The organism is Peptacetobacter hominis (assembly GCF_006861675.1).
In the GTDB taxonomy this organism is placed as follows: domain Bacteria; phylum Bacillota; class Clostridia; order Peptostreptococcales; family Peptostreptococcaceae; genus Peptacetobacter; species Peptacetobacter hominis.
The window spans coordinates 199,204-211,590 of record NZ_SGJB01000001.1; the positions used below are offsets into that span (position 1 = coordinate 199,204).

Sequence of the window (12,387 nt, forward strand, 5' to 3'; positions counted from 1 at the left end):
AGTATAAATGAAAATATAGAGGAGATGAAAAAATGAAAAAAATCAATCCTTATATTAAAAAAAAGGTGATGAAATCAACATTACTGGTTATTGTATTTCTTATAGGAGTTACTTTTTATACACTTAAAATTAAAAAATATACTTTAAGAGATTCTGAATCAGAATACGATGAAGTAGTTATGTCTATAGATGGAAGTAAATATACAAAGGAAAAAGTATTCAAAGAAATGGGTATGTTTTCTGAAATCAACAGTATCTCTAATAACAGAAACGATATAGATTATAATACGAGAAGTACTATAAAACAGGCCATCGACAGAGAAATTCTTTATAAAAAAGGTGTTGAAGAAGGTGTAAAAGCGGATAATAAGGAAATAGAAAGACATTATAAAAGAATTTCTGATACTATATATGAAAAAGAAGGAGAGACACTGGAGGAATTTGCAGAAGAGAACAATATATCAGAATCAGATATAAAAGAAAGTATAAAAAGAAATATAATAGCTAACAAATATATAACAAAAGAGACATCTGTAACAGAGGATGAGATAGAAAAATATTATGAAAAAAACAGGGAAAACTATAGAGAGTGCAGCTATTTATATATACTTATACCTGAAATAGAAGATTCATCAGATGAAATAATAAATGATATTTTATATGAACTTAAATCGGGTAAAAATTTTGAGAAAACTGCAGAATTATATACTGATGAATATAAAGATATTGAATGGGGTAAACTCGGATATGTTTCAGATAGATACATAAAAAATGAAAATATGGACTCTGTTTTAAATCTGAAAAACGGTGAATATACAATAGAACCGGTAAAAAATGAATATGGTTCAAATATAGTTATGAAGGTTGATTCCAGATATATGCCAATGAGCAAGGTCCAGGAATCAATAAAAGAAAAGATTTCATATCAGAAATATTTTTCAATTCTAAATCATCTAAAAAAAGAGTATAATGTAATTATAAATGATAAATACGAGTAACATGAAGGAGTGTATCGAGTATGATAAATAAAAAAGAAAATCTTGTTTCAAATGTGAGAGAATGTGTACAAAACGGCAAAGGAAAAGGAACTTTTACAACAATTGTCCCGATAGAAGATTTAAGAGGACATGGGAGACTTTTCAGCAGAATATCTCTTGAAGTAGGATCATCTATAGGTATGCATGATCATACTGAAGACTTTGAAGTATACTGCATACTTAGTGGAAATGGTGTTGTAAATGACAATGGAAAGAATATAGAGGTTTCAGAGGGAGATGTTATATATACTGCAGATGGACGGGTACATTCAATTGAAAATACAGGTGACAAAGAACTTGAATTTATAGCAGTTGTTTTATATGATAAAAAATAAATAATATAATATTATATAGAAAGGAGAGGATGCAGATGATAAAATCATTAAACAAAAGAACGAAGAAAATTATCCTTATAATAGCGATACCAGTGATTTTTATTGTCCAGTATCTTCTTTTTTCATATGGGATAATAAGCCCTCTCGTAAAAGGAGTAGAGGTTCAGATCATAGGTGGAAACTATATAAAAGAAATGGATAAATATGTGATAAAACTTCATGATACTGTTGAAATTTCAGCAGGAAATTATATAAAATTTCCAGGATATGCAAAAGAGCCTGAATTATGGTTCAATGTGCTTGATGACAGTGGAGTCGTAAAAATAGAAGATGATAATATAACTGCTATGAAAGAAGGATATACTTCCGTTGCTGTAATGAAAAAAAACAGAGTTTTGAAAAAAGCAGCGATAAAAGTTGTAAATCCGGAAATAGAATCATTGGATATAGACTTTTCAAATGATATAAAATATGTCGGAGATAGTGCTGAAATAATAGGAAGTGTAAATGTATCTGATTACAAAAAATTTGAAAAAAGCTATACTCCAGAATATACAAGCAGCAATAAAAAAGTGATAAAAGTAAATGGCAAAAAAGTAAATGCTGTCGGAGTAGGAAAGGCTACTATAAGTGCAATATGCGGCGATAAGACTGTGGAAACAACTTTTAAAATTGAAGCGAAAGTAAGTAAAATAGACGTGAAATCAGATTTAGAAGTTGAAGAAGGTCAGAGTGTTTATATAAAACCTGAAATAACTACAGATCCAAAGGGTCTTGAACATCCAACAATATATTATGAATACAGTCAAAGTAAATCATATAGAAATGCCAGAGTATCGTCTTCCGGAAAAGTAACTGGAGTAAAAGAGGGTACAGAAAAAATAACCGTAAAATGTGGTGAAAAGGAAAAGACAGTAGTAATTACAGTTAAGCCTAAATCTATAAAAAATACGTATATAGAAAATATTTCTTATACATGTACAAGAAATGGAAATATGCTTATCATAAATATTTCCTGGGATTCAGTAAATGGTGTAGATTCGTATGATGTTTATTTGAAAAACAGCGAAAAGGACGAATCGTATAGACTTATAAAATCCATTGAAGCTGGATCATCTTCAAAAATGAGTACAGAAATAAATGAAGAAATAACAGGTGCTGAAGGAGAGAATATACAGATTTACATAAAAGGAAAAGGCGATGGACAGGAAACAAAAGTAAATGACAGTATATATATAAAGACATCTGAATATCCATTAGAAGATAATACTGACGAAAGCGAAGATAATGAACAATAAAAAATGTGAAGGTAGTTATACCTTCACATTTTTTATTCAAATTATATTAAGAAGAACAATCTTCTGAGTTTTCACATCTTGAGTTTATATATGCAAGTAGATAAATCTTACATACACCCATTATAGGAGTCGAAAGAATCATTCCCGGAATACCGAAAAAGCCTCCACCTATGGTAACCGCGAGTATTGTAAGAAAAGGGCTAAGACCAAGTTGTCCGCCGACAATTTTCGGTTCGATGAATGCCACTTCAACCTGTTGTACAATAAGCAGATATATAAGGCAGAAAAGCGCTGTCTGTGGACTATAGAACATATTTATAATCACAACAGGAGCCATACCTATAACAGGACCAAAATAAGGAATCATATTCATGATACACATAAGAGTTCCGAAAAGTAGTGCATATTTTGATTTCAGGAAAAATAAACCTATACCTGAAAGTACACCTACTATTATAGAATCCAGAATTTTTCCTGTGAAATATTTTCCTACATTTTCGTTAAGCGTTCTTGCAAGCTCTATTCCAATAGATGCTTTTCTTTTTCCTAATGCTATATACATAACTTTCTTTGCAAAATCTCCGAATTTTTCTTTTTCAAGAAGAATATAAAAACAGATGATAAATGCAAGAACAAAGTTAACTATAAACTGTCCAAAAGAAAATGTTCTTTTGAATATTTCTCCGATGGATCCGATTAGGATACTACTTATACCAGGAATCATTTTTGAGAATTTTTCCCAAAGCTCCCTCATAGTATTGGCATCTATATTTTTCAGATTTTTAGACTGCTCTATAAGGAAATTCTCGGTTTTATTGAAGTATATAGGAGCATTGTTTACTATATCGATAACACTGTCCACTATAATAGGAAGTGTAAGTATGAGTATTCCTATTATAATAAGTATAAGCGAAGCATATATAATCAAAAGCGATATAGTCCTTTTTGTTTTCAGTTTCTTTTCAAAGAAATTGATTATTGGATTGAATATATATGCAAGTATAAATGCTATTACAAATGGTGTAAGTATACCTATAAACAGATTAAGGCTATCAAAGAAAAACTGATAGTTATCGATGCATTTTATAAGTATATATGTAATTAGCACAGTAATAACTATATTTATATAGAATTTTTTATCGTCAAAACGACCATTCAACTAGTATTCACCTCCCTTTACCAGGCTGTTAATAAGAATTATACATTTTTTAAATGTATTAAACAAGAGTTTTAATTTAATAAAATCACTTGACTGAAAATTATAATATTGATATAATTTCAATATATTTAAAGATTAAATGCTATGAAGAGAAGAGTAGATATTCTGTTCAGTTACAGAGAGCTGGTGTATGCTGTAAATCCGGTACTGATATTATATTGAAGAACATCTCGGAGCACCTGACCGAACAATTATATTTAGTAGGCTCAGGCGGATTGGAACCGATAAAGTCCAGGAAGCTGACAGGCTTCGTAGAGTGGCTGTATTTACAGCAATCAGGGTGGTACCGCGATAGATTATTATACCTTTCGTCCCTATTAGGGATGAAAGGTTTTTTTTATTTTCAGTATGTGTTTTGATATCGACACTTCTGAAAAAATAAAGACTATATCTGAATTTAATCAGAAAATATAAAACGGGAGGATAATATGCAGAAGGAATTTTTAGAAGTAAAAGACCTTTACAGAAACAAAGAAGAATATGCAGGTAAAACAGTAAAGGTAGCAGGATGGATAAGAACATCAAGAATGTCAAAAAACTTTGGATTTATAGAACTTAATGACGGAAGTTTCTTTAAGAATATGCAGATAGTTCTTGATGAAAAACTTGATAATTTCAAAGAAATAGGAAAACTTCCTATATCATCATCAATACTTGTAGAAGGAGAACTTGTACTTACAGAGGGTTCAAAACAGCCTGTAGAAATACATGCTACAAATATAGTTGTAGAAGGAGAGTCAGATAGCTCATATCCTCTACAGAAAAAAAGACATACTATGGAATATCTTAGAACAATAGCTCACCTAAGACCTAGAAGTAACACATTCTCAGCAGTATTCAGAGTAAGATCTCTTGCAGCATATGCTATACACAAGTTCTTCCAGGATAGAAACTTCGTATATGCACATTCACCAATCATAACAGGAAGTGACTGCGAGGGTGCAGGAGAAATGTTCAGAATAACAACTCTAGATCTTGAAAACCCTCCAAAAACAGAGGACGGAAAGATAGATTATTCTCAGGACTTCTTCGGTAAAGAAGCAAATCTTACAGTTTCTGGACAGCTTAACGCAGAGATAATGGCACTTGCATTCAGAAATGTATATACATTTGGACCAACATTCAGAGCAGAAAACTCTTATACAGGAAGACATGCATCTGAGTTCTGGATGATAGAGCCTGAGATAGTATTTGCAGACCTTGAAGACAACATGGAACTTGCAGAAGACATGATAAAATACGTTATAAACTATGTAATGGAAAATGCTCCAGAAGAAATGCAGTTCTTCAATAATTTCATAGATAAAGGTCTTCTTGAAAGACTTAACAATGTTGTAAACTCAGATTTCATAAGAATAACATATACAAAAGCGGTTGAACTTCTTATAGAATCAGGACATAAGTTTGAATACCCTGTTGAATGGGGATGCGACCTTCAGACAGAGCATGAGAGATATCTTACTGAAGAGATATACAAAGCTCCAGTATTCGTAACTGACTATCCAAAGGATATAAAAGCATTCTACATGAGAATGAATGAAGATGGAAAAACAGTAAGAGCCATGGACCTTCTTGTTCCAGGAGTAGGAGAAATAGTTGGTGGTTCTCAGAGAGAGGAAAGAGAGGATGTTCTTCTAGCCAGAATGGAAGAAATGGGACTTAATAAAGAAGATTACTGGTGGTATCTGGAACTTAGAAAATATGGAACAGCTACTCACTCAGGATTTGGTCTTGGATTTGAAAGAATCATAATGTATATGACAGGTATGTCAAACATAAGAGACGTAATACCATTCCCAAGAACTCCTAAAAATGCTGAATTCTAAAAAATAATATAAAAAATACATCCCTCCAGGATTTGAGAATTTATTTTCTTGTATCCGGGGGGATTTTTATATATTTTTATTTCTTAAGTTTGAGTTAAGATTTGAGTGATAATATATCCATATCAAATAAAGAAGGAGACGATAAGATGGACATAAATTATAAAGAAAAGTTTAATGAAAAATTCGGCAGCAGGGTAGAATATTTTAAAAACTATGTAAGATTTGAAAAAAAAGAGGTTGCTGTAGCCGCGATTTCAGCAATTATCCTGGGAATTATAAGCATAGGAATATATGGATATATGAGATTTTCCGGAGGCAATGAGGCTGTATTATCACCGCTTCAAATGATGTTCCTTGCAGTAGCCGGAAAAATAAAGGTAAATGTAGTCGGGCAGTTAGATCTTTTCAGAAGTAATATAGATATGGGAATATTTATTGCTGTAGCCGCGAATTTTTTACTTCTAATGATCGTAAATCTGGCTGTATATAAAAGAAAATATATAAACTCATCGAGAGAAAATATAGCGGCGTCACTTAAAACCGGGTTATATTATGCATTAATAATGTCTATCATATCGGTATTTTCAAAGTTAAAAGTAGAAACTGGTTCAGATATGATGTTTAGTTCTGTTTATATATCATTCGGTTATACATTTATATCAGTATTTGCAAATTCTTTTATAATTGCAGTTCTGGCAACTATGGCTGCAAACTGGAAAAAGGAATTTAATGGAGAGAATGAATATATTGATATATTTACTGGTACGGTAAAATTTGTATTATCAATTCTTGGAATAAGTGCTTTGATTGCACTTGTAATAATATTTTTAAAACCAGCTGTATTTGCAGGAAGTTCTGTATTAGGATATCCAAAAGTTGTCTCATTTGCTCAGATAGGTGCATATATTATAATGATAGCATCAGGAGGAAATATAGGTATATCTAATGGGAGTATATCAGCTTTAAATATATTTACTGGAAACATAAACACTGATATGAGATTATTTTTAATGTTATCTGTTTCTGTAATCTGGATTATGTTAATTATAAAAGGAACAAAAATAAAAGATAAAAAGAGTGTTATGGCCAATGCTGTAATATATGCGTTTATGATATCTATAATAGCGAGATTTGCATCTATAAATATGGATATAAGTGACATAGGTATTGATATAGGTATTATAGAAACTCAGATGATATATAGTATAAGTCCAATATCTATGTTTATATGTTCGGCTATCATTTCATTTGTGATGATGTATATAGGTTATATGTTTTCAAATCCAGATGAGGAAATAAATGAGAATGACAGAGCCTATGATAAAAAATGGAAAAAATATGATAACTCTGAAGAAACACATATATATGATGTGGAATATGAAGAGGTAAAATAATATAAAAAGCAGACTGGTGGAGAACTAAGTCTGCTTTCTTTATGATAAAGGTAGATATATGAAATAATTTTTTTTAAATTATATAGAAAATATTGAAATATAGTTTATAGAACTTGAAAATAATTTTCTTTAAATATATTTATAATATATTATTTACAAATAAAAGAAATATAAAATATAATAACTTTGTTGCAGAAAAAGTTTTTCAATGATATAATTAACATATAAAAATGAAAAAAAATTTCAAAAAAGGAGCTGTTACAATGTTTGATAAAATAAAAGGAAACCTTATAGTATCATGTCAGGCTCTTCCGGAAGAACCTTTACATAGTTCATTTGTAATGGGTAAGATGGCAAGTGCTGCAAAAGAGGGAGGAGCAAAGGCCATAAGAGCTCAGGGAGTAGAGGATATTATAGAAATAAAAAAAGTTACAGGACTTCCTGTAATAGGGATAATAAAAAGAAATTATGATGATTCAGATATATATATAACTGCAACAAAAAAAGAAGTGGATGAACTTCTAGAAACTGGGTGCGAGATGATAGCACTTGATTGTACAGACAGAAAAAGACCAGGTAATGAAAGTCTTGAAGAACTTATAAAATACATAAAAGAAAATAATGTACTTGTTATGGCTGATATATCTACATATGAAGAGGCAGTAATAGCACAGAAATTTGGTGCTGATTGTATATCGACAACACTTGTAGGTTATACTCCATATTCTGTCAAAAAAGAAGGTCCAGATTTTGAACTTATAGATAGGCTTGTAAATGATATGAAAATTCCAGTAATAGCAGAAGGAAAAATAAATACTCCTGAAGATCTTAGAGAGGTTTATAATCATGGTGTATATTCTGCAGTAGTTGGTTCTGCTATAACAAGACCACAACTTATAACAGAAAAATTTGTAAATGCCATAAAATAAAAATTATAATAAAATGGAAAAATCAAATATGAGTATACTTCATCAGCTTGAAGAGCCCGAATTTAAGGCGACGAAATCAGACAGAATATTAATGGAATACATAAAAAGTAATATAGAAGATGTATTTTATAAATCCATATCACAAATATCAAGAGAAAGCGGTATAGGTGAGGCTACTATAACAAGATTTTCTAAAAAAATGGGATTTAATGGACTGCAGGATTTTAAAGTAACACTTGCTCAGGAAATATCTAGTGCAAGAAATAGAAAGATAATAAATAAAAGTATTGAAAATGATGAACCAGTGTATGAAAGTATGAATAAAATATTAAGCTCTAATATAAGAACGCTTGAAAGAACATGTGGCTCGATAGTTCCAGAAGATGTTGATAAAGCTTCTGATATGCTTATAAAAGCTAATAAGATATATTTTATAGGTGTTGGATATTCAGGAATAGCCGCAATTGATTCAAGTTATAAATTTATGAGAATAGGTTTTAACTGTATGGGAACAGGTAGTACTCACGATATGATAATGATGTCATCTCTTATGAATAAAGATGATGTTATTGTTGCTATATCACATTCAGGTGAAACAAAGGAAATAATAAAAGCAGTAGATATGGCAAAAAGAAACGGTGCTGGCATATTATCGATAACAGAAAAAAAAGACTCGGAACTTAGAGAACTTTCCGATGTTAATTTTGGTTATATATCTGGAGAAAGTGTTCTTGAAACTGGCTCAATATCATCTAAACTGGCACAAATTTTTATAATGGATGTTATATATACTCAAGTTGTAAAAATAAAGGCTGAGAAAGTTGTAGAAATAAAAATAAAAACCACAGATGCAATTAAATTATATAATGAATAAAAAATTGGCTATCTCAAATTTCGGAGATAGCCTTTAAATATCTTAAGATAATATAAAAATCTAATTACTTTCATTGAAAAAATAATTTTATTAAGTTAAACTATAATAATAGATTGATTCTGGAGGTAATATTGATGAGAGAAAATAAAAGCTCTAAGATAAGAAAAAGAAAAAATAAAAAAGAGAGCAAATATGATACATTCAGTCTTACAATGGAGCTTAAAACACCTTTGATAACTGAAGAGGAATTAGAAAAAGAAAAAAAGGAAGCGGAAGCAAGAAAAAGAAAGATTGCCATGAAAAAAATAAAGAAGGTAGTTCTTGCGATACTTGTTCTGGTAATTCTTGCGGGAGGATTTTGGATATCTGATTCATATAAACCAGGTCAAAAGGCATTGGAAGCGTTGAAATCAGATGAAGAAGTTACAGTTATAGAAGGAAAAGTAACAGAGTTTATGCCAAATCAGAATAAATCAAACACAGGTATAATAATATACCCAGGTGCGAAGGTAGAGGGAAATGCATATGCCACTCTTGCCAGAAAACTTGCTGAGAAAGGATATCCGGTGTATACAGTGGATATGCCATTTAATATAGCAATACTATCTTCAAAAAGTGCAGAAAATATAATAAACGAAAAAACAGATATAAAAAACTGGGTTATAGTTGGACATTCTCTTGGAGGAGTAGCTGCTACTACTGCAGCTGAGAATATAGATTCAATAAAAGGTTTGGTTTATCTTGCGTCATATCCTTCAAATGACAATATAAAGGACAATGGAGTAAAAGTTTTATCTATATCTGGAAGTAAAGATGGAGTTATAGATTTTAAAAAACTGGTTGATTCAGAGAAGTATCTTCCTAACGATACAGAGTATGTAGAGATAGAAGGAGGAAATCATTGTCAGTTTGGAGACTATGGGCATCAAAAAGGAGATAATAAGGCTGTTATATCAGAAGAAGAACAACAAAATATAACAGTAGATAGTATAGATTCGTTTATAAATAAAAATATGATATAATTATATTGATAATAATATTTAAAAATTAAAATGTATGTATTTAATATATCATATACGGAGGAAAATATGAAAAAGTATGTATTAGAATGTTGTGTTGATTCTGTTGAATCAGCTATAGAAGCTGAAAAAGGTGGGGCTGATAGAATAGAGCTTGCAGCTAACCTTATAATAGGTGGAACTTCTCCAAGTATGGAGCTTTACAGAGAAATAAGAAAACAGACAGACATAGATATATTTGTTCTTTTAAGACCTAGATTTGGAGATTTTAATTATACTGAAAATGAATTCAAGATACTTAAATCAGAAATAGCGGCCTTTAGAGACGCGGGTGCTGATGGAGTAGTTATTGGATGTCTTAAAGAAGATGGAACACTTGATATGGAGAGAATGAAAGAGCTTGTAGATGAAGCCGGACATATGCATGTAAGCCTTCATAGAGCTTTCGATATGACAAGAGATCCGTTTGAATCGCTTGAACAGGCCAAACAGCTTGGAATAAAAACAATACTTACATCAGGACATAAAAATACTGCTCCTGAAGGGAAGGAACTTATAAAGGAACTTGTTGAAAAAGCCGGTGATGACATTGAAATTCTTGTAGGAAGCGGTGTTAATGCTGATGTCATAAGAGATTTTATGAAGGATACTGAGGCCACAGCATTCCATCTGTCAGGAAAGGTAACTCTTGAAAGTAAAATGGAGTATAGAAAAGAAGGTGTGAATATGGGGCTTCCTATGATGAGCGAATATGAAATAATTCAGACAAGTGCTGACAAAATAAAACAGGCAAGAGATGTTATAGATGCAAACAGAAAATAGGATATATTAAAAAAGAGCCTGAGCTGTTTCAGGGCTCTTTTTTTTAGATATTTAAAAATCGTTTTCATGATTTAAGTGACACTTTGCAAGGAGGAGTTTTTATGGAGAAAAAATATATAATATCTCTGGATCAGGGAACAACGAGTTCCAGATGTATAATATTTGATAGAAATGGAAATATAATAAAAACAGCCCAAAAGGAATTCAGACAGATATATCCAAATCCAGGATGGGTCGAACATGATGCCATGGAAATATGGGGCTCACAAAGTGGGGTATTGAGAGAAGCTGTAGATACAGCGGGTATAAATCCCGAGGAAATAGCGGCAATAGGTATAACAAATCAGAGAGAAACAACAATTGTATGGGATAAGAATACTGGAAAACCTGTGTATAATGCAATAGTATGGCAGTGTAGAAGAACATCTGAAATATGCGAAGAACTAAAAGAAAAAGGATTCAGTGATATTATAAGAAAAAAAACAGGTCTTATAATAGATGCATACTTCTCTGCTACAAAAATAAAATGGATACTTGATAATGTAAAAGGAGCCAGAGAAAAAGCTGAAAAAGGAGAGCTTCTGTTTGGTACGGTTGATACATGGCTTATATGGAAGCTTACAGGAGGAAAGGTACATATTACAGATTACTCGAATGCATCAAGAACAATGATGTTTAATATACATACTTTGAATTGGGATAAAGAAATACTTGAAATACTTGGAATACCGGAATCAATGCTTCCTGAAGTGAAACCATCAAGCTGTATATATGGATATACAGAGCCATCTATGTTTGCAGATGTTCATATACCTATTTCAGGGTGTGCAGGAGATCAGCAGTCGGCTCTTTTTGGACAGACATGCTTTGAAGAGGGTACAGCAAAAAATACGTATGGAACAGGGTGTTTTCTTCTTATGAACACAGGAGATAAGCCGGTTGAATCAGAAAATGGACTTCTTACAACAATAGCATGGGGAATAGATGGAAAAGTGGAATATGCACTTGAAGGAAGTATTTTCATGGGTGGCGCATCTATACAATGGTTAAGAGATGAAATGAGAATGCTTAAAAATGCAGCTGATAGTGAAATATATGCATCAAGAGTAGATGATACAAATGGAGTTTATATTGTGCCTGCATTTACAGGATTAGGAGCTCCTTACTGGGATATGTACGCAAGAGGAACTGTTGTAGGACTTACAAGAGGAGCAAAAAAAGAGCATTTTATAAGAGCAACACTTGAATCAATTGCATATCAGACAAAAGATGTTCTTGAAGCAATGCAGAATGATTCAAAAATAAAACTGAAATCGCTTAAAGTAGATGGTGGAGCAAGTAAAAATAATTTTCTTATGCAGTTTCAGTCAGATATATTAAATGTGGAAATAGACAGACCCGAAATTGTGGAAACTACAGCACTTGGAGCAGCATATCTTGCTGGTCTTGCTGTAGGATATTTTAAAGATAAAAATGAGATAAAATCAGTATGGAGATGTGATAGAGAATTTTCACCTGCAATGAGTGAATCTGATAGAAATAAAAGATACAATGGTTGGAAAAAAGCTGTATCAAGATCTCTTGCGTGGGAAGAATAAAGTTAACTAGAGGGAGGCATTTATAATATGTCTCCT

11 protein-coding genes and 1 other annotated feature are annotated in these 12,387 nt (G+C 31.5%); of the genes, 10 read left to right on the forward strand and 1 reads right to left on the reverse strand.

The window, feature by feature from the left end; genetic code table 11:
* Window positions 1-32: 32 nt before the first annotated feature.
* Genes EXD82_RS00920 through EXD82_RS00930 form a run of 3 tightly spaced genes read left to right on the forward strand, consistent with a single transcriptional unit; the run spans window position 33 to window position 2,670 of the window.
* Window positions 33-998: a peptidyl-prolyl cis-trans isomerase gene (locus EXD82_RS00920; RefSeq protein ID WP_142535033.1), complete on the forward strand. Its 966-nt coding sequence runs from the start codon at window positions 33-35 to the stop codon at window positions 996-998.
* Between the two features lie 20 nt (window positions 999-1,018).
* Complete coding sequence (locus tag EXD82_RS00925) at window positions 1,019-1,372, forward strand: cupin domain-containing protein (RefSeq protein WP_142535034.1); 354 nt, start codon at window positions 1,019-1,021, stop codon at window positions 1,370-1,372.
* Window positions 1,373-1,407: 35 nt separating this feature from the next.
* Complete coding sequence (locus EXD82_RS00930) at window positions 1,408-2,670, forward strand: hypothetical protein (RefSeq protein WP_142535035.1); 1,263 nt, start codon at window positions 1,408-1,410, stop codon at window positions 2,668-2,670.
* 46 nt (window positions 2,671-2,716) lie between these two features.
* Here EXD82_RS00930 and EXD82_RS00935 read toward each other — a convergent pair whose 3' ends face one another.
* Window positions 2,717-3,829, reverse strand: a complete 1,113-nt coding sequence (locus EXD82_RS00935) for an AI-2E family transporter (protein ID WP_142535036.1) — start codon at window positions 3,827-3,829, stop codon at window positions 2,717-2,719.
* 135 nt (window positions 3,830-3,964) lie between these two features.
* Window positions 3,965-4,208, forward strand: a binding site (T-box leader).
* A 109-nt stretch (window positions 4,209-4,317) separates the two neighbouring features.
* On the opposite strand from EXD82_RS00935, the gene asnS reads away from it, so the two are divergent.
* The 7 genes from asnS (at window position 4,318) to glpK (ending at window position 12,351) form a co-directional block, all read left to right on the forward strand.
* On the forward strand, window positions 4,318-5,715 hold the full coding sequence (gene asnS / locus EXD82_RS00940) for an asparagine--tRNA ligase (protein ID WP_142535037.1): 1,398 nt from the start codon (window positions 4,318-4,320) through the stop codon (window positions 5,713-5,715).
* Window positions 5,716-5,861: 146 nt separating this feature from the next.
* Window positions 5,862-7,109, forward strand: coding sequence for a hypothetical protein (locus EXD82_RS00945; protein ID WP_142535038.1), 1,248 nt, complete (start codon window positions 5,862-5,864; stop codon window positions 7,107-7,109).
* A 263-nt stretch (window positions 7,110-7,372) separates the two neighbouring features.
* Window positions 7,373-8,038: an N-acetylmannosamine-6-phosphate 2-epimerase gene (locus EXD82_RS00950; RefSeq protein WP_142535039.1), complete on the forward strand. Its 666-nt coding sequence runs from the start codon at window positions 7,373-7,375 to the stop codon at window positions 8,036-8,038.
* A gap of 28 nt (window positions 8,039-8,066) precedes the next feature.
* The gene (locus tag EXD82_RS00955) at window positions 8,067-8,912 is read left to right on the forward strand and encodes a MurR/RpiR family transcriptional regulator (protein ID WP_142535040.1); all 846 of its coding nucleotides are present in this window, start codon (window positions 8,067-8,069) and stop codon (window positions 8,910-8,912) included.
* A 134-nt stretch (window positions 8,913-9,046) separates the two neighbouring features.
* Entirely contained in the window at window positions 9,047-9,934 is an 888-nt protein-coding gene (locus EXD82_RS00960; RefSeq protein WP_142535041.1) for an alpha/beta hydrolase, read from the forward strand.
* Between the two features lie 66 nt (window positions 9,935-10,000).
* Complete coding sequence (locus EXD82_RS00965; RefSeq protein ID WP_142535042.1) at window positions 10,001-10,753, forward strand: copper homeostasis protein CutC; 753 nt, start codon at window positions 10,001-10,003, stop codon at window positions 10,751-10,753.
* Window positions 10,754-10,854: 101 nt separating this feature from the next.
* Window positions 10,855-12,351, forward strand: coding sequence for a glycerol kinase GlpK (gene glpK / locus EXD82_RS00970; protein WP_142535043.1), 1,497 nt, complete (start codon window positions 10,855-10,857; stop codon window positions 12,349-12,351).
* Window positions 12,352-12,387: the final 36 nt, after the last annotated feature.